This window comes from Pontixanthobacter aquaemixtae (assembly GCF_009827395.1).
GTDB lineage: Bacteria > Pseudomonadota > Alphaproteobacteria > Sphingomonadales > Sphingomonadaceae > Pontixanthobacter > Pontixanthobacter aquaemixtae.
Genome location: NZ_WTYX01000002.1, coordinates 1,017,537 through 1,035,558, shown reverse-complemented (window position 1 = coordinate 1,035,558; position 18,022 = coordinate 1,017,537). Strand labels below are relative to the sequence as shown.

The following is an 18,022-nucleotide window of genomic DNA, read 5'->3' as shown; positions in this document are numbered from 1 at the left end:
CGCTAAATCGCAACATGGCGGCGCAGTGTGGTTGCAAGGACAACCGGACGAGCAGCGCCCGACGGGTGAAAAACAGTCGGGTCAGTGTTCGGCCTTGCCCACGCGATCAGCCAAGCACCAAGCCATCAACCGTGCCCTGCGTCACCGAATGGTAGCTGGGACGGGTTTTGGCGTAGATGCGTTTGGCGATCGTTTGACCCCACGCACCTTCGTTCATCAGCGTTTCGAACAGCGGCGCGACGAATTTGCGGCGTCCGACTTTCGAAAGAAACGCGTCAACCGTGGGGACCGCCCGCTCATACTGGTTGTCCATTGCCAGTTCGAGCCACAGGAAAAGCACCTCATTGTTGGTCGAATCCGACAGGCGCAGTGCCTCGTCCAAACCCGCCAGTTCGGCTTCCATCATTTCCTTCGGAATATTGGCAAGGAAGCGCTGACGCTCTGCCGATGTCCATTTGGCCCATTCGCTTTCGTCCAGAGTGCGGTCATCGGAAAATGCCTTGGCCGCAGCATCGACTTCGGCAAACGCCGCCGGGTCCGGCTTGGCGACATTGCTCGGCAGGCCCGGTTCGTAAATCCATTCGCGAAGCATCAGCTTTTCAGCCTCGGCTTCATCCTTGACCAGATTTTCCTCCATATCGGCCAGCAGCATCGCCGATGTGGCAGGCTGGAATGCGTGATTGTCGAACCACTGCTGAAGCCACGCATCGAACCGCTCGCGCCCGACAATGCTTTCCACCGTACGCAGGAAATAGGCGCCTTTGTCATAAATGATCGCGCTGCCCACCGGGTCGGTATTGGCTGGCTGGTGGAGTGCAGTCCCCGGCGCGTCTGCACCGACATCCGCCAGCGTTTCCTCTATATTGGCAAAGGCCAGTGCGGCTTCCTGATCTGCGCGTTTCTTGCCGTAGATTTCCTCGACAATCCGGTTCTCGAAATAGGACGTCACGCCTTCGTTGAGCCAGCTGTCGCTCCAATTGGCATTGGTAACCAGATTGCCCGACCAGCTATGCGCCAGTTCGTGCGCGATCAGACCGTTATTCGATTTGTCACCCGCAATGAATGTCGGCGTAAGGAATGTCATGACCGGGTTTTCCATCCCGCCATATGGGAATGCCGGCGGCAGAACGATCATGTCATAGCGGCCCCAGCGATATTCGCCGTAAAGCGCCTCGGCCGCGTCGATCATTGCCTCGACATCGGATAGCTCGGCCGCAGCCGCTTCGATCATCGACGGCTCGCTCCACACGCCCGAACGGGGGCCGAGTTCCTGAAACACAATGTCGCCCGCCGCGATCGCGATCAGATAGGGCGCAACCGGCTTGTCCATGGTGAAGTTGAAAGCACGGCGGCCATCATCAAGCGTCTCTGCTTCATCGCCCGACAGCCCCGACATCACCACTGTCAATTCCTCTGGCGCTGTAATCCGCGCCGACCATGTCTGGCGAATTCCCGGGCTGTCCTGCGTGGGGATCCATGTCCGGTTGAGCGTCGCTTGCCCCTGGCTGAGCAGATAAGGATGCTCTCCGCCAGCAGTCTGTTCGGGGGTCAGCCATTGCAGCGCCGCTGCATCTTTTGCCGAATAGGCAATGGTGATCTCGCGCGCCTCACCCATTGTAATGCTGAGCGGCGCACCTTTGCCTTCAACCACCTCACCAACTTCATAATCGAGCGGTTTTCCCTCGCCATCGGTAACCGATTCCACCGTGTAGCCATCATTGTCGAGCACCACCGTATCGACATCAGCCGCGGCGATTATGTCCAGCATCGCGCTGCCCGAAACCATCTGTTCGTCAAAATCGAGCGCAAGATCGAGATCGATATGCGTTACACGTGCTTTCTCGGGATCGGCAAAGGTTTGGTCGTCTTTTGCGTCTTCGCTGGTCAGGATCGGCGCGACTTTGGGCGCATCGGGATCGCCGCTTTCGGGCGAGGAACAGCTCGCGAGAAGAAGGGCAGCAGCAGCAGTAGCGAGAAAACGCATCGGAATCTCCGGAGTTCGGGAAAATCTATAATCGCATTGGCAAATGGCGGATCAATCGCCGATGAACAAGTGCCCTTGTTCAAGCGGTACAGTGGGTGCGTGCCGGAACCAAATGCGTCACGACCACACCGCTTCGGGCGGCAGGCTCATCAATATCGCATCGATATTGCCGCCGGTTTTGAGGCCGAACAGGGTCCCGCGATCATAGACCAGATTGAACTCTGCATAGCGGCCGCGCCATTCCAGCTGCGTTTGCTTGTCTGCCTCGGTAAATTCTGCATCCATCCGCCGCCGGACCAGCTTGGGATAAATCTCGAGGAAGGTTTTTCCGACATCTTTGGTGAAAGCGAAATTGCGTTCGAAAGCAGCGTCGTCTGCCACTTCAAGATGGTCGTAAAATATCCCGCCGACGCCGCGATGGCATTGGCGGTGCGGGATGTAGAAATAGTCATCCGCCCATTTCTTGAACTTGTCGTAATAGGTCGGATTGTGTGCTGCACAGGCCGCGCGGAAAGCAGCGTGAAATTCGCCGGTGTCTTCCTCATACGGGATCGGCGGGTTGAGATCGGCACCGCCGCCAAACCACGCTTTGCCCGTTGTAAGGAAGCGCGTGTTCATATGCACGGCGGGCACATGCGGATTGGCCATATGCGCGACCAGGCTGATGCCGGTTGCGGTAAAACTGCGATTTTCGGCATCGGCCCCATTGATGCTCCCCGCGAATTCGGGCGCAAAATTGCCGCGAACGGTCGAAACATTGACGCCGACTTTCTCGAACACTTTGCCTTTCATCAGGCCCTGCACACCGCCGCCGGGGTCAGCATTGCCCTCTTCTTCGCGCTGCCACGGGGTGAACATGAAGCTGGCATCGCTTCCGGCTTCGCGTTCGATGGCTTCGAACTCGTTGGTGATTTGCGTGCGCAGGTCCTCGAACCATTCTTTGGCGCGGGCGGTGTGATTGGTGTGGTCAGTCATAATTATTCCGTTCGCCCTGAGCCTGTCGAAGGGCTGCCTTTCTCTACAGACGCTTCGCCAAAAGTAAAAAGCAATCCTTCGACAAGCTCAGGATGACCGGGAATAGGGGTTGCACTGGCCGGGTAAAGAGTCCAATCCCAACGAATGGTTCCCCTTTCGTTCGCCAATCAGGAATTTGCGCTCACCACCTCGGGCGCGCTCTTTTGGCGCGCTGAATCGGCCTTGCTCGTGGCTGATCTGCATCTCGAAAAGTCCAGCTTTTACGCCAAGCACGGACAGATGCTGCCGCCCTATGACAGCCGCGAAACGCTGGAGCGGGTGGCAGAAGCGATTCGCGAAACCGGCGCGCGGCGGGTGTTCACTCTGGGCGACAATTTTCATGACAACGAAGGGTCCGCCCGGCTTGAACCGCATGCGGCGGGAATGCTGTCGGCCCTTACCCGGGCGGTCGACTGGGTATGGATCACCGGCAATCACGACCCGCATATGGGAGCGAAAGCGGGCGGCACGATTGCAGAGGAACTGGAAATCGCAGGGATGGTTTTGCGGCACGAAGCCAAACGCGGCGAGACCCGCCCCGAATTCTCCGGCCACTACCACCCTCGCTTGCAACTCCATGTAAGAAAACGCTTTATCAGGCGACCTTGCGCTGTTGTCAGCCGGAGCAAAACGGGCGGAGACCGCATTATCCTGCCCGCCTTTGGCGCATTGACGGGCGGCATGGACGCAAAGGATCCAGCCATTCTCGATGCCATGCAACCCGCCGACCGGATCGACGCGGTGTTGCCCGCAGCCGGAAAGCTCGCCCAATTTCCACTATGGCGCAGGGCAGCGTAGCACTCGCGCCACAGGCGGAAACCATTCCCAAATATACGCTTCTCTCCCCTAGCGCTCTCGGGGATTCCCTCCTAAGTAACGCGCACAACAATTGGTCAATCAGGAGAACACCCCATAGCCCGTCCACCTCGGCGCATGAACACCCCGCCCACCAAGAGCGGTCCGCGCTACGATAATTTCATTCAAAGCGACAAGGTTCGCGTAATCGACGACCAAGGTGAAAACTTGGGCGTTATGTACACCAAAGAAGCGATTGAGCAGGCGGCGGATGTCGGCCTGAATCTCGTAGAGGTCAGCCCCAATGCCGACCCACCGGTGTGTAAGTTTCTCGATGTCGGCAAATACCGCTTCGAAGCGCAGAAAAAGGCCAACGCCGCGCGCAAGAGCCAGAAAACGCAAGACATCAAAGAAGTCAAAATGCGCCCCAATATCGACACGCATGATTATGACGTGAAGATGCGCAATGTCTTCAAATTCATCGACAATGGCGACAAGGTCAAAATGACCCTGCGCTTCCGCGGCCGCGAAATGGCGCACCAGCAATTAGGCATGGACCTGCTCAAGCGCGTGCAGGATGACACCGCCGAAGTGGCCAAAGTCGAAGCATTCCCGCGCCTCGAAGGCCGCCAGATGCTGATGGTGCTGGCGCCGAAATAGGCGGCACCCATTTGAAACTCAGAAAGGGCGCGGCGAAAGCTGCGCCCTTTTCTGTTTGCCGATCCTTCCCCGGTTGCATAGACATTGCTGGGGGAGAGGCAATTTATGGCAAAGGCGAATTTCTGGCGCACGCTGGGGCCTGGGCTTTTGTTTTCGGGCGCGGCGGTCGGGGTGTCGCATCTGGTGCAGTCCACACGGGCGGGCGCATTGTTCGGGCTCGCTCTGGTGGCCACGATTGTGGTCATCAATATCCTCAAATATCCCGCCTACCGCTTTGGCGTCGATTACGGACAATCGACCCGGCAATCGCTGCTGGCGGGCTATCGCGAATTGGGCCTGTGGGCGCCCATTCTGTTCTGTCTGGTGATCGTGCCCGTGGCGCCCATCATTGTTGCTGCGATCAGCGCCACTACGGCGGGTTTGCTGGGCGCGCTGACCGGTATCGATCTCGCATTGCCCGCCCTAATTGCGATTGTGCTGGGTTCGACGGTGTTCCTGATCATAGTCGGCGGCTATCACTGGCTCGACCGGGTCAATCGCCTTTTGATGCTGTTCCTGATCCTGGCGACCTTGGCGACGACAGTGATGGTCTTGCCGGGGGTCGAGTGGAGAACACTTGCCGATACCAGCTGGATTGCCGATCCGGCCGCATTGCTGTTCGTTATCGCTCTGGCCGGATTTATGCCCAACCCGCTCGACGTTTCCGTGCCGCAATCGATCTGGACCGTGGAAGCCGAAGAGAATGTTCCGCCGGAACAGCGCGCGACGTTGGCCGAGGCGCGCAAAGGATTCCTCGGCGGCTATCTGGTGAGCGGCATTCTTGCGCTTTGCTTCTGCATCATGGGTGCGGGCGTAATGCACACAGGAAATGTAGAGCCTGCTTCCGACGCTGTCGGCTTCGCGGCGCAGCTGGTCGGGCTCTACCGCGAAACGCTGGGCCCGGTCCCCGCATTGCTCGCAGCCATTTCAGCCTTGGCGGTGATGCTGTCGACGATGTTCGTTGCCTTTGACGCCTATGGAAAATCGTTCACCGCTGCCTTTCGGGAAATCGGCAATGACAACGATCCGCTGACATTGCGCCGCGCCTATATTATAATCGTGCTATCGGTTGCCGCGCTCGCTTTTGCGGCGGTGCTGTTCCTGCTCACCGACTTTGGCACTTTTGTCGATCTGGCGACTTCGCTCGCCTTTCTATCGGCCCCCATAATTGCGCTGCTCAATCACTTGGTTGTCACCCGCTGCGCGATGCCGGATAGTGCCAGACCAAGCGCCGCGATCAGGGGGCTGAACATATTGGCCATTGCGGTGATGGGCGCGCTCGCGGTGAGTTACTTCATGCTTTGAACCGCTGGCCGACAAGATAGAACACGCCAAAGCGTGGCGTAGGGGAGAGAACGTCGAAAATGACCGCACGCCGGATCGGCTTTATTCTGGGCCTCGTTGCATTCGCGGCGACGCTGATTGTTCCCGCGCCTTCGGGCATGCCGCAAGAGGCTTGGCTCGTCGCGGGGCTGGTGTTGTGGATGGCCGCATGGTGGATGACCGAAGCGATTCCGCTTACCGCCACCGCGCTTTTGCCCTTTGTCGTCCTGCCATTTGCGGGCGTTATGTCGGCAAGGGAAACCGCTGGCGCATATTATGCGCCGATCCTGTTTCTCATATTGGGCGGCGCATTTATCGCGCTGGCAATTGAAAGGACCGGTCTTCACCGCCGGCTGTCGCTGGCGATCCTCAAGACGGTGGGCAGCGGGCAAGCGATGCCCGCCAACACATCGCGCTGGCTGCTGGCGGCAGTGGTGAGCGCGTCGATACTGTCCATGTTGATCTTCAACGCACCCGCCAGCTTGCTGGTGATGGCCCTTGCTGTGGCGATCATCGCGGGCCTGATGCTCGCCAATGCAGAGAAGCTTCTGCTCGCCTTTATGGTCAGCGCAGCGGTGCTCTCCATGTTGATCTCCAACACCTCCACCACGCTTATCATGATGCCGATGGCGCTTGCGGTGCTCGCTGGCGGCGGTTTGGCCGATGGGGAGCGCGATGGGCTGGCGGGCGCATTGCCAATGGGTATTGCCTTTGCCGCATCAATAGGCGGTTTGGGAACCATCGTTGGTTCGCCGACAAACGGCATCGCTGTGGCCCTGCTCGACAATATGATCGGGTTGCAAATCAGCTTCGCCCAATGGACCGCTTTCGGTCTGCCCATTGTGATGGTCGGCGTGCCGATTGCGGCGATGATTATCGCCAGGGTCCAGAATGTTTCGGCCCACGCTTTCGATGTCGAGGCCGCGCGGCAGGCAATTGCGACAAACACCAATTGGAGCGCCCCCGAACGGCGTTTGCTGCCGATCATAGCGATCACCTTTCTGCTTTGGATGAGCGGGCCGTGGCTCAAACCAATGCTGCCGGACGGGGCGTTGACCGACGGCACCATTGCCATTGTCGCGGGAATTGCACTGTTCATTGTGCCCGATGGAACAGGCCGCCCGCTGCTGACCTGGCAAGAGGCAGACCGCGCGCCATGGGGCGTGATCATGATGTTTGGCGGAGGATTGGCGCTGGCCGCCGGAATGAGCGCTTCGGGCCTGGCCGAATGGCTTGGAAATGCGCTGCTGCCACTTTCGGCAGTGCCGCTGATTATCGTCGCTTTGACCTTGGTCGCGATGGTGGTGCTGATCACCGAATTCGCCAGCAATGTCGCCACCGCCAGCGCGATCATCCCGGTCGTGGCCAGCCTGACGGTGGCGATGGGCGTCGATCCGGTGCTGCTGGCCATGCCTGCCGCGCTCGCGGCAAGCTGGGGCTTTATGCTGCCGGCGGGGACCGGCCCGAACGCCATCGCCTGGTCAACCGGGCGGATCAAACTGCCGCGAATGGTGAGCGCAGGAATTATCCTCGATATCGCCGGGATATTCCTGATCGTAGGGTTGGTGTGGGTTGTCGCCGCGCTTATCGGATAGGCCGGATTACCACATCTGGATCGGGTTTTTCTTCATCTCGTGCATGTCGCCGCCGCTGGCGCGATCCCAGAACCGCCCGCCGACCAGTTGTTCTGCGTCGTAAGTCACCACCAGATACTTCGCGAAGTCATCGTCGAGCTTCTTGTTTTCCATCAGGAAAGTCCAAAGTTTGAGCGCACCATTGCGGTACTCCGCCAGCACCGATTTGACGAAAGCGTGCGGTACGGGAACCGATATGCCGTATTCGTCATTGGCATCGCCGATCATTTCGATCGGCTTGCTGAAATCGAAAACCGGGCAGTTCAGAACATAGGTTTCCAGCACGTCATCCTGTTCGTTGAGCTCGCGCACCCGTTCTTCCAGTTTGCGCCATGCCTGGCGATTGAAATCGCCTGTCTGCGGCGACATGTTGGACAACAGGAAAGTCTCGCTATTTTCGATATGCCTAAGATCGCCATTGGCGCTTGCCACCAGATGGCCGCGATCAAATCCGCTGCCCTTATAGGCTTCGAGCGAGGCTCTGAAGCGGTGGGGAATTCGCACATCGGCGCGGAAATTGTTCATCCGCTTGGCTTTTGAGAAAGCGTCGGGGGCAAATTCCTTGCCACCCCTATTGACGATTTCGAGAGTCCATTTGGCCTGCCGGAAGTACCAGGAATAGCCGATAGTGAAATATCGTCCGGTCAGGACCTGATCACAGACCGGTGCGCCATAACGTAATTCGCGCTGCATTTGAAACGGATCGTCCATAACTGCCTCCATTGCTTCAAATTTGAAGTAATATCACTGATCACTGGCGCGACTCACCATCTATTATTTTGAGTATTACTATCACACAGCCCACGGTCGCGAAAACCGGCACGTTCAATCAGGCAAGAGGGCAGCTGCACCCGTCACATTCTCCGGTGGGCATCTCACTCTCTTTGGTTGAACAGACTGGTTTCAGATGATACCGGATTTGCCATTGAGACCAGTTCGGAGATGCGTTCCTGCGGAGGTTAGGAACAAGGCCCAAAAAGGGGTTCCGACCGGACCGGCTGTTAAGCTCCTGCCTTCCTAGGAGCGCCCAGGGTACACTCAACTTAGGAAGCGACATCCCGATGACCGACAAGACACAAGACGCCTTCGAACCCGTCGATACCCCGACACCGCGCCGCAAGCCCAAGCCGGAAGTCACCACGATTGGCGGCAAGCCGATGAAGCCCAGCACGCTGATGATGGGTCACGGCTACGATCCGATGCTATCCGAAGGCTCGCTCAAGGCGCCGATCTTTCTGACCAGCACATTCGCTTTCGAGAATTCGGCAGCCGGCAAGCGGCATTTTGAAGGCATCACCGGCAAACGTCCCGGCGGCGCAGAAGGCCTTGTCTATTCGCGCTTCAATGGCCCCAATCAGGAAATCCTGGAAGACCGGCTGGCGATCTGGGACGGCGCGGAAGATGCGCTGTGTTTCTCCAGCGGAATGACCGCGATCTGCGTTTTGATGTTGGCCGCGTGCAATGCGGGTGACGTGATTGTCCATTCGGGACCACTCTATGCCGCAAGCGAAGGCTTTGTCGCCAAAGTCATGGCCAAGTTCGGCGTCACCTATATCGATTTCCCCGCAGGCGCGACCCGCGAGGAACTCGATGTAGTGATGAAGAAAGCCAAGGCGCAGGCCGAAGCGCAAGGCGGCGAAGTGCCGTTGATCTATCTCGAAAGCCCGGCCAACCCGACCAATGCCTTGGTCGATGTCGAGGCTGTGAAAGAAGCACGCGACGCGCATTTCGATCCCGACCGCTGCCCGATTGCGATCGACAACACATTCCTTGGCCCCCTGTGGTCGCGCCCTCTCGATCACGGTGCTGATCTGGTGGTGTATTCGCTGACCAAATATGTCGGCGGCCATTCGGACCTCGTTGCTGGCAGCGTGTCGGGCAGCAAGCGCTGGATTGATGCGATCCGTGCCTTGCGCAACACGATGGGCGGCATTGCCGATCCCAACACCGCGTGGATGCTGCTGCGGTCCTTGGAAACAGTAGAGTTGCGCATGCAGCGGGCTGGCGAAAATGCAGAGAAAGTCTGCGCGTTCCTGAAAGACCATCCAAAGGTCGAACGGCTTGGCTATCTCGGCTTCATCGAAGACGAGCGCCAGCAGGACATTTACAACCGGCATTGCAAAGGCGCGGGCAGCACGTTCTCGCTCTTCGTCAAAGGCGGCGAGGCGGAAGCGTTCCGTTTCCTCGACAGTATGAAAATCGCCAAACTCGCGGTTAGCCTGGGCGGTACCGAAACGCTCGCCAGCTTGCCCGCGGCAATGACGCACCTGTCCGTGCCCGACGAGCGAAAAGCACAGCTGGGCATTACCGACAATTTGGTGCGCGTTTCGATCGGTATTGAGGATCCCGACGATCTGATTGCCGATTTCGCGCAAGCGCTCGATCAGGTTTGATGCCGGAGGGCAGGCGCATGAAAATCGGTTTCCTCGCCTGCCCGGCAACGATGCCCTCTACCGGCGGAGAGCGGCGCGGCGATGCGTTTGAGCATGATCTTCAGGTGGCGGCGCTGCGCCCGGCGCTGGAGGCGCGCGGCGGCTCTTTGACAGAGATCGACTGGCATTCCCCGCTGGAAGATTTTGCCGCATTCGATTTGGTGCTGCTGGGCACAGTGTGGGATTATCAGGACCACGCAGATGCCTTTGTGGCGAAGATTGATGCGATTGAAAAAGCCGGAACAATCGTCTGCAATTCGCCCAATCTGGTGCGCTGGAATATCGACAAGGCCTATCTCAAGGACCTTGCGGCGCAAGGCGCGCAAACCATCCCAACAAAATGGGCCGCCAATGCCGGCCGCGCTGATATCGTTTCCGCGCTGAAATTTTTCGGAAGCGACAAGGTGGTGGTCAAGCTGCGCGTGGGCGGCGGTGCGATCGGGCAGGAAATATTCTCCAAGGCGGATCTTCCCGCGGCGGATTGGCGGATGGGGGCCCCGGCCTTGATCCAGCCCTTCTTGCCCACGATCCAGCAAGAGGGCGAATTGTCCTTTGTGTTCATTGACGGCGCGTTTTCGCACGCCATCCAGAAAACACCGGCAAGCGGCGAGTACCGTATCCAGTCGCTCTATGGCGGCAAGGAAACGCCGATCACCCCCAGCGATGCGGACATCGCCTGCGCTTTGACGATAATGCAGGCGCTGCCCGGTGACCCGCCGCTTTATGCGCGGATCGATATGCTGCGTGCTGATGCCGAGGGAGCGGACGGATCGCTGCTGCTGATGGAAGCCGAGGTCATTGAACCGTTCCTCTATCCGATGCAGGGTCCCGATCTTGGCGACCGAATCGCAGAGGCGATTGTTGCCCGACTAAGGTGAGACTGAAGGGAGCCGCATATGGCCGATCGAAAACCCGTGTTCCTTGTAATCGGTGCCGGCGCGGGCATTGGCGGCCATGTCGCGAAACGTTTTGCCGAAGGCGGCTATCACGCAGTGCTGGCCCGCCGGTCAGACGAGGCGGGATTGCAGAAGCTGGTCGACCAGATCGGCGATGCCGGCGGTGAAGCAAGCGGGCGGCTGCTCGATGCGGCTGAAGACGGCTCTATCGAAGATCTGGTCGAACAGGTCGAAGGCGAAATCGGCCCGATCCATTGTGCGATGTATAATCTTGGCGCGCAGATCGGGAACCGGACTTTGCCCAACACACCGCACAAGACGTTCGAACTGGGCTGGCGCCTCGGCACATTCGGCCTGTTCCGGCTTGCCCATGTGCTCACGCCCCGCATGGTCGAACGGGGAACGGGCAGCTTGCTGGTGACATCGGCCACCGCAGCCGTGCGCGGTAATAGCGGCCAGCATAGCCACGCCGCCGCAATGGGTGGCCGCCGGATGCTATGCCAGACGCTCAATGCTGAATTCGCACCCCAAGGTGTGCATGTTGCCCATGTCGTCGTCGACGGATCGGTCGACGCGCCCGACACTCTGGGCAAGCTGCTGGGCGACCAGTTCGAAGCCTACAAAGCCAGCAAAGGCGATGACGGTGTGATCGACCCCGCTGCGCTGGCCGAAACCTATTGGCATCTGGCGCACCAACCGAGGAATTGCTGGACGCACGAAGTGGATGTCCGCCCGTGGACCGATGTGCCTTGGTGGAACGACAATCCGATCGTGGCGATTGATCGCGACTAGCTGTTGTTGCCCATCCACTCGCGCCGTTCTTCGGCTTGTTTCAGGACTTCGTAAGCCACCTGGATTTTCTGGAATTCCTTTGCGGCTTCCTTGTCGCCCGGTTTGACATCGGGGTGGACCGCTTTGGCCTTTATCCGGAATGACTTCTTGACCGCCGCGAAATCGGCATCGGCTTCCAATTCCAGCACTTCGAGCGCGAGCATTTCATCGGCAGTGCGCCCGCCATCGCCGGTTCCCCCGGCCCAGCCATAATGCGATGCTTCGGCATAGGCATTGGCGTCGCGCTGTTCGGTGCGCTGGCGTTCGGCGGCCTGTTCCTTGTCGAGCCCTTCGAAATAGTCCCAGCCCTTATTGTATTCCGCCGCATGCTTCTGGCAGAAATACCACCGGTCGGGGCTGTTGGGCGATTTGGGCGCCGGACACAGGCCCGCCTCTTCGCAGCCATGCCGGTCGCATTCTTTCTGCGCGACCGCTTCCTGCGACTTTTCATAGCCGCCCCAATTGGGGAACCCCCAATCATCCTTGCGCCGCTTACCCACCATGGTGAAACGCCCCAAAGCGCGGGAAAAATGCATTTTGTCCGACTGGCATAGCGGTCCGTCTAGAGAGAATTGAGTTTTTTTGGAAGAGCGGGAACTAAGTTGCGATTAAAAATGTTGTACTGCAACAAAGCGTTCATATATCCGGTTTAGAGCGCAGCGGAAGACAGAGACAGATTGAGACTATGAGCAAACAACTTTCCATCTCCGCACACGCGTCTGCCCTTGCACTCGTTCTGCTTGCGCTGGTTGGTGCGGCGGGTGAATTGCGCGAAGCAAGGATGGAAGCGGGCCTGGATCTTCCGGCTTACGCGGTATCGGTTCTGACCGATTAATCCCGAATGGATGAAGGCGGCTCCTGCAAGCGAAGCCGCCCTCCCTTTTATCAGACTTTAATTGATAACCACCGTCACAGCACGGCGGTTTTGCGCCCATGCCTGCTCGTTTGAACCGAGCGCGACCGGCTGTTCCTTACCATAGCTGACCGTCTGGATCCGGCCCGCAGGCACGCCCAGGCTGACGAGGTAGTTTTTGGTCGCATTGGCGCGGCGTTCGCCCAAGGCCAGGTTGTAATCGCGGGTACCGCGTTCGTCAGCATGGCCTTCAACGGTGACGCTGATATTCGGATATTGCATCAGATATTGCGCCTGGCTTTGCAGCGCTGGAATATCGGCGCTGTCGATATTGTAGCGGTCGGTATCGAAATAGATGATGTTCTGACCGTTCACCGAGTTGACGAAATGTTCGTTGGTTCCCAGCTGCGGTCCGGCAGGCAGGGTGTTGGTCGTGTCGGTTTGCGTTGTCGTCGCGCCCGGATCGGGCGGGAGCACGTCAGGCGCGGTGGTTTTACAGCCGGCTAGCGCCGCCGCACTGGCGAGAAGAGTAACTGTGGCGAAACGAGTTTTCATTTTGCGTCTCCTTACGCTGGTTTGTGGCCCAGCATGCCTTGATAGAATGCGCTTAGGGAAGAATGGGTCCCCAAGCCGGGTCGGATGCATCTACAGGTGTTGGCAGTTTCCTTTCATTTCGGCCGGTTAAATCAACCTGCCACAATGCTGTTGTCCCAGAATTGCGCGTTGTCCGGAAAAACTGGATAATCCGTCCATTGGGCGCCCAGGTCGGTGCCTCGTCCTGCCAGCTATCGGTCAGATGGCGCAGACCGCCGCCGCCCGGGCTCATCACCGCAATACGGAAATTCCCCGCAATATGGGTGAAAGCAATCTGGTCACCGCGCGGGCTCCATTCGGGTGTCGCCGCGCGGCCGCCGAAGAAGCTGAGCCGTTTCTGGTCTGTGCCATCGGAATTCATCACATAGATTTGCTGGCTGCCCGACCGGTCGCTTTCGAACACGATCTTGCTGCCATCGGGTGAATAGGATCCACCGATATCGATACCCGGCGTATTGGTCAGGCGAATGCTGGGACCGCCTTCGGCAGATACGCGGTAAATATCGGTATTGCCCGCCACCGCCATCGAATAGAGGATCCATTTGCCATCGGGCGACCAGCGCGGGGCGAAAGTCGGGTTTGTGCTCTGTGTGACCAAGGTCTGCCGCCCGGTGCCGATATCATAGATATAGATGCGCGGATTGCCGTCAGTATAGCTGAGATACAGCAAACGGCGGTAATCGGGCGAGTAACGCGGGGTCAGCGCCGTTGAACGGCCGGTGGTGATAAAGCGGTGGTTGGCGCCGTCGCTATCCATGATCGCGAGGCGTTTGGTGCGTTTATCCTTGGGGCCGGTTTCGGCGATATAGGCGATCCGGCTGTCGAGAAACGGGCTTTCGCCGGTCAGCGTGGCATAGACAAGGTCGGCACATTTATGCGCAGCGCGCCGCCAATCGCGCGGCGGGACAACCCAGCCGGCACGCGCAAGTTCGTCCTGCAGCGTGACATCATAGAGATAACAACCGACCGTCAAGCGGCCATCACCGCGCGCGCGGACATATCCATGCACCAGCATATCGGTGCCGCGATTGCTCCAGCTGGGCCAGTTGGGCGCGGTGATCTGCGCGTAAGTCGGTTTGGGAAGCGAATCCGGCCCGGCCGGTTTGAACAGGCCGTTATTCTTCAGATCATTGAACACAACGCGGGCAAGCTCGTTGCCAAGCGCAGCCGTGCCGTTGCCATTGGCGGGCGTGGAAACGTCACGATCTGTTGCGAAACTGGCGATGGCGATGCTCAGATTCTGCATCGCCAGCTCGTCGATCACTTCGCCGCCGGTCAGACCTTCATCTTCATCTTCGAAAGCCGTCTCTACCGACGTCACCGGCTCGACAGGGTCGCCAAGATCCTGCGCCGCGACGGGGGCAGGCAGCAACAGCAAGATTGCGAAAACTCGCAGCAATTTCATCATAGGGCTCCGCTAAATCTAAAGTCTCTCACACTTTTCCAAGCGTTGTAATATTTAATCGGCAGGTCGAAGGGTGCAGCGTTACGAATTGCACGAATGGCCGCGCGGCAGTGTATTCCCGCTTGCGCGCTGTTCGATGCAGTGATGCCTTCGGTCGCCCGGCAAGTCGGCGTGCCCGACAGGCTTCCGTCTTCATTCAACCGCCAACTGACCCGGGTGCTCAGCTTTTCCGCGTCGGCACCTTCGGGCGCGTCCCAATGCGGTTTTAACTGGCGCTGGATTCCCTGCAGCAAAGACGCCTTGGTGCTGTTGCCAATCTGCGAGGCGGGCGGTCGCGTTTCGGATGTCTCGGTGCTGCTACCCGCGCCATCGAGAAAACTGTCGCTGATCCGGCTGCCGCCCGCCGGTGCGCTGGGGGTGCTGGCCGCAGCTGTTGGGCGGCTGGCAGGCTTGTCGGGCCGGCGCCGGGGCGTCGGATCACTCCGCTGCGATGTACGCGAAGGCTGCCGCGTTGCCGGTGGAGTGCTGGTCAGCGGCCGGGGATTGTCCGGCGCTGCCTGTGCAGGCGTCACAACCGCAGGATCATCCGAAGGCGGCCTGGGAATATCGGTGAGCGTCGGGGCCATCGCCGCGCGGCTTTCGCGGATGATCGCGGGCGCAGTCGCGTCCAGACCAATATCTGCGGCAAGACTGACCGTAACCCGCTCTGGCAACGGCGGAACAGGCTCGGGCGCAGGCTCCATCAGCAAGACACGGAGCAAGCCAGCATGAAGAATGACCGCGACCGCAAGGCCGATAATCTCTTCATTTCTGAGCTGGGCGCTTTCCATAACCGGTTGGAGCTATTGCTCCGTAGCTGAACCATCACTGACCGCCGGCTCGCCATCGGTTGATGCCGGCGGGGCCGATGTATCGCGGGTGACCATGGCGATGGAATTGAAACCGGCGCGGTTCAGCTCTCCCATAACCGCCATAATCATCCCGTAATTGATCGATTGATCGCCGCGCAGAGTGACTTGCGGTTTGTTCCCGTCAGGACCGTTGGCGATATTGGCCAGGCGGGCGGGCAATTCGCTGGCCGAAACCGGCGCGTTGTCGAGGTAAATCACCCCATCGCGCCCGACCGAAATGGTCAGCGGATCCTGTTCGGCCGGCAGCGCATTTGCACGGCTTTCGGGCAGTTCAATCGGTACGCCCGATGCAAGCAGCGGAGCGGTGACCATGAAGATAATCAGCAGCACCAGCATAACATCGACAAAGGGTGTCACGTTGATTTCGGCCATGGGCGCGCGGCGGCCGCGCCGGGTCGCTCTGCGCGATGAAGACAGCCCCATTGCCATCAGCTGCGTTCCAATTCGCGGCTCAGGCTGGCGTGGAACCGGTCTGCAAAGCGCTGGATCCGCGCCTCGAGCGAGTTCACCCCATGGCTGAACCGGTTATAGGCAATCACCGCCGGAATCGCGGCAAACAGGCCAATGGCTGTCGCAAACAAGGCTTCAGAAATGCCCGGCGCCACCACCGCGAGCGAGCTGTTTTCCTGCGCGCCGATCTGGAAGAAGCTGTTCATAATGCCCCATACGGTGCCGAACAGACCGACAAAGGGCGCGACCGAGCCTACCGTGGCGAGAAAATTGAGCCGGTCGGCAAGCGTATCGGCTTCTTGGGCAACCTGGCTTTCCATCGCGCTGGCCAGACGCTGGCGTATCCCCTCGCGGTCGGACTTGCCGCCATTCACTTTGAGCGAGCGCCGCCACTCGCCCATACCCGCAGCAGCCACCCGGGCAGAGGGTATGTTGAGTTTGACGCGATCCTTCAGCAAAGCATCGAAATCATCCGCTTTCCAGAATTCCGTTTCGAAATTGGCGCAGCGTTTCTTCACACCCGACAGGCGCAGGCCGAAGCTGATTATGATCATCCACACCCAGATGCTGGCAAGGATCAGCCCGGCCATCACCGCCTGCACCACGATGTCAGCCTCTAGGAACAGATCGAGCGGATTGAGCCGCGTTGGCGCTGTCGCAGCGGTTAGAAACGGAAAGAGATTCATGAAAAGCTTTCTACTTGTGAAATAACGGGCGCAAAGGCTTTGCGCCATGCTTCGGGCTGTCGGCGCGGGCGGCCATCGGGTGCGACGAAGCCAACGCGGAATGTCGCTTCGCACAGCAATTGTGAACCGCGGATTGCACGTTGATGCATGATCACGCTGGCCGCTTTCAATTGCGTGCAGCGCGTGTGGATCACCACATCATCATCGAGCTTGGCCGGGCGCACATATTTGAGCTGCAAATCGGCCACGGCATAGGCCCCCTCGCCCGCTTCTATCGCCGCGCGCTGGTCTATCTCCAAAAGCCGCAAAACGTCAGACCGGGCGCGTTCGAACCAGCGCAGATAATTGGCGTGATAGACGATGCCCGACAGGTCCGTGTCTTCATAATAAACCCGCACCGCATAGAGATGCAGCGGTCCGTCAAAGACGCCGCCCGGGGGATTGGGCCGTGGGTTCGGTTGGAGTGCCATTGTCGATTTCCGCTTTAGCGCAGCGCGGATTCCTGCGGCAAGCCTTTGTTGCGCGGCGTGCAATACAATCGACGAACGGTTTCCCTTTCGCGATTACCGCGCAATCATCGGGCCAAGAAACTGCCCGCCAAACAGATGGACATGCAAATGCGGGACTTCCTGCCCGCCATGCGCGCCGATATTGGCCAGCAGACGGTAACCGGGTTCCACCAGATTGTGTTCACGCGCGACTTTACCCACCGCGCGGATGAAACCGGCAATCTCTGCCTCTGATGCCTTGGCGGAGAAATCATCCCAGCTGACATAGGGCCCTTTGGGAATTACCAGCACATGCAATTCTGCCTGCGGATTGATATCCGGAAAGGCATAGGCCCATTCATCTTCGTAAAGCTTTGTCGACGGGATTTCGCCGCGCAGGATTTTGGCGAAGATGTTTTGATCATCATATGGAAGTGTCGCGTCGATAGGCATCAGATGCCCCCCTCTTTTGGCCTGCTCGCTTTCTCGTCGAGGCCGGAAACACCCTCTCGCCGGTCCAGTTCGGCCATCACATCGGATAGCGGAATATTCTTCGCAGCGAGCAAGACCATCAGATGGAAAACCACATCTGCGGCTTCTTCGACCAATTCGTCCTTGCCATCCGCCAGCGCCGCGACAACCGCCTCGACAGCCTCCTCGCCGAGCTTGCGCGCCATGATCGGCAAACCTAGCGAATTGAGCTTGGCAACATAGCTGGAGTCAGGATCGGCGGCTTTGCGCTGCGCAATAATGTGTTCGAGGCGGGCAAGTGTGTGCATTCACGCTCAATGGCGTGTCGCACTTTACGGGTCAATCGTCGGGAGTGTTCTTGCGTCGCTTAGCCATCAGGCGGCCTACAATCAGTCCGGTAAGACCAAGGCCGAAAAGGGCCAGATTGCTAGGCTCGGGTACCTGTATGCCGCCTGAGGCATAAGCGGGGCTCGCCACCACAGCGAGCAATATGATGAAAGGAGACTTCAACACGAAAAATGCAAAGCCCGATTTCCGGCGATTCCTCAAGCGTAGC

At 59.0% G+C, this 18,022-nt stretch carries 21 protein-coding genes; 8 read left to right on the top strand and 13 right to left on the bottom strand.

Translation table 11 applies throughout. The features are described 5' to 3' along the window. Window positions 1-106: 106 nt before the first annotated feature. Window positions 107-1,984, bottom strand: a complete 1,878-nt coding sequence (locus GRI41_RS14020) for a M1 family metallopeptidase (RefSeq protein WP_160605762.1) — start codon at window positions 1,982-1,984, stop codon at window positions 107-109. Between the two features lie 117 nt (window positions 1,985-2,101). Next, complete coding sequence (hemF, locus tag GRI41_RS14015; protein WP_160605761.1) at window positions 2,102-2,959, bottom strand: oxygen-dependent coproporphyrinogen oxidase; 858 nt, start codon at window positions 2,957-2,959, stop codon at window positions 2,102-2,104. Between the two features lie 144 nt (window positions 2,960-3,103). On the opposite strand from hemF, the gene pdeM reads away from it, so the two are divergent. The 4 genes from pdeM (at window position 3,104) to GRI41_RS13995 (ending at window position 7,410) form a co-directional block, all read left to right on the top strand. Further along, complete coding sequence (gene pdeM, locus GRI41_RS14010) at window positions 3,104-3,796, top strand: ligase-associated DNA damage response endonuclease PdeM (RefSeq protein ID WP_160605760.1); 693 nt, start codon at window positions 3,104-3,106, stop codon at window positions 3,794-3,796. Between the two features lie 135 nt (window positions 3,797-3,931). After that, the gene (gene infC, locus GRI41_RS14005; RefSeq protein WP_160605759.1) at window positions 3,932-4,453 is read left to right on the top strand and encodes a translation initiation factor IF-3; all 522 of its coding nucleotides are present in this window, start codon (window positions 3,932-3,934) and stop codon (window positions 4,451-4,453) included. A 105-nt stretch (window positions 4,454-4,558) separates the two neighbouring features. Next, complete coding sequence (locus GRI41_RS14000) at window positions 4,559-5,797, top strand: NRAMP family divalent metal transporter (protein ID WP_160605758.1); 1,239 nt, start codon at window positions 4,559-4,561, stop codon at window positions 5,795-5,797. A gap of 59 nt (window positions 5,798-5,856) precedes the next feature. Next, on the top strand, window positions 5,857-7,410 hold the full coding sequence (locus tag GRI41_RS13995) for an SLC13 family permease (RefSeq protein WP_160605757.1): 1,554 nt from the start codon (window positions 5,857-5,859) through the stop codon (window positions 7,408-7,410). Window positions 7,411-7,416: 6 nt separating this feature from the next. Here the strand turns inward: GRI41_RS13995 and GRI41_RS13990 are convergent, their stop codons facing one another. Then, entirely contained in the window at window positions 7,417-8,160 is a 744-nt protein-coding gene (locus tag GRI41_RS13990) for a DNA/RNA non-specific endonuclease (protein WP_160605756.1), read from the bottom strand. Window positions 8,161-8,510: 350 nt separating this feature from the next. Here GRI41_RS13990 and GRI41_RS13985 point away from each other — a divergent pair, with 350 nt between their 5' ends. Genes GRI41_RS13985 through GRI41_RS13975 form a run of 3 tightly spaced genes read left to right on the top strand, consistent with a single transcriptional unit; the run spans window position 8,511 to window position 11,569 of the window. Beyond that, window positions 8,511-9,842, top strand: a complete 1,332-nt coding sequence (locus GRI41_RS13985; protein WP_160605755.1) for a cystathionine gamma-synthase family protein — start codon at window positions 8,511-8,513, stop codon at window positions 9,840-9,842. A gap of 17 nt (window positions 9,843-9,859) precedes the next feature. Next, a complete protein-coding gene (locus GRI41_RS13980) occupies window positions 9,860-10,759 on the top strand; it encodes an ATP-grasp domain-containing protein (protein ID WP_160605754.1) in 900 nt (299 codons plus the stop codon). A gap of 18 nt (window positions 10,760-10,777) precedes the next feature. After that, window positions 10,778-11,569: an SDR family NAD(P)-dependent oxidoreductase gene (locus GRI41_RS13975; RefSeq protein ID WP_160605753.1), complete on the top strand. Its 792-nt coding sequence runs from the start codon at window positions 10,778-10,780 to the stop codon at window positions 11,567-11,569. On the opposite strand, the gene GRI41_RS13970 is transcribed toward GRI41_RS13975, so the two are convergent. Continuing rightward, entirely contained in the window at window positions 11,566-12,111 is a 546-nt protein-coding gene (locus tag GRI41_RS13970) for a J domain-containing protein (protein WP_160605900.1), read from the bottom strand. The genes GRI41_RS13975 and GRI41_RS13970 overlap by 4 nt on opposite strands. A gap of 182 nt (window positions 12,112-12,293) precedes the next feature. Here GRI41_RS13970 and GRI41_RS13965 point away from each other — a divergent pair, with 182 nt between their 5' ends. Next, the gene (locus GRI41_RS13965; protein WP_160605752.1) at window positions 12,294-12,443 is read left to right on the top strand and encodes a hypothetical protein; all 150 of its coding nucleotides are present in this window, start codon (window positions 12,294-12,296) and stop codon (window positions 12,441-12,443) included. Window positions 12,444-12,500: 57 nt separating this feature from the next. On the opposite strand, the gene pal is transcribed toward GRI41_RS13965, so the two are convergent. The 9 genes from pal to GRI41_RS13920 form a co-directional block, all read right to left on the bottom strand. Further along, complete coding sequence (gene pal / locus GRI41_RS13960; protein ID WP_160605751.1) at window positions 12,501-13,016, bottom strand: peptidoglycan-associated lipoprotein Pal; 516 nt, start codon at window positions 13,014-13,016, stop codon at window positions 12,501-12,503. Between the two features lie 52 nt (window positions 13,017-13,068). Then, entirely contained in the window at window positions 13,069-14,460 is a 1,392-nt protein-coding gene (tolB, locus tag GRI41_RS13955) for a Tol-Pal system beta propeller repeat protein TolB (protein ID WP_160605899.1), read from the bottom strand. Then, complete coding sequence (locus GRI41_RS13950) at window positions 14,460-15,290, bottom strand: energy transducer TonB (RefSeq protein WP_160605750.1); 831 nt, start codon at window positions 15,288-15,290, stop codon at window positions 14,460-14,462. The genes tolB and GRI41_RS13950 overlap by 1 nt, the downstream gene beginning before the upstream one ends. Before the next feature lie 12 nt (window positions 15,291-15,302). After that, complete coding sequence (locus GRI41_RS13945; protein ID WP_160605749.1) at window positions 15,303-15,800, bottom strand: ExbD/TolR family protein; 498 nt, start codon at window positions 15,798-15,800, stop codon at window positions 15,303-15,305. Next, complete coding sequence (gene tolQ / locus GRI41_RS13940; RefSeq protein ID WP_160605748.1) at window positions 15,800-16,507, bottom strand: protein TolQ; 708 nt, start codon at window positions 16,505-16,507, stop codon at window positions 15,800-15,802. The genes GRI41_RS13945 and tolQ overlap by 1 nt, the downstream gene beginning before the upstream one ends. Then, entirely contained in the window at window positions 16,504-16,977 is a 474-nt protein-coding gene (locus GRI41_RS13935) for a YbgC/FadM family acyl-CoA thioesterase (protein ID WP_160605747.1), read from the bottom strand. Before GRI41_RS13935 ends, tolQ begins: the two co-directional genes overlap by 4 nt. 93 nt (window positions 16,978-17,070) lie before the next feature. Then, window positions 17,071-17,448: a histidine triad nucleotide-binding protein gene (locus GRI41_RS13930; RefSeq protein WP_160605746.1), complete on the bottom strand. Its 378-nt coding sequence runs from the start codon at window positions 17,446-17,448 to the stop codon at window positions 17,071-17,073. Further along, window positions 17,448-17,774 (bottom strand): phosphoribosyl-ATP diphosphatase, encoded by a 327-nt coding sequence (locus GRI41_RS13925; protein WP_160605745.1) that lies wholly within the window; start codon window positions 17,772-17,774, stop codon window positions 17,448-17,450. The genes GRI41_RS13930 and GRI41_RS13925 overlap by 1 nt, the downstream gene beginning before the upstream one ends. Before the next feature lie 31 nt (window positions 17,775-17,805). Next, complete coding sequence (locus GRI41_RS13920; RefSeq protein WP_160605744.1) at window positions 17,806-17,979, bottom strand: PEP-CTERM sorting domain-containing protein; 174 nt, start codon at window positions 17,977-17,979, stop codon at window positions 17,806-17,808. Window positions 17,980-18,022: the final 43 nt, after the last annotated feature.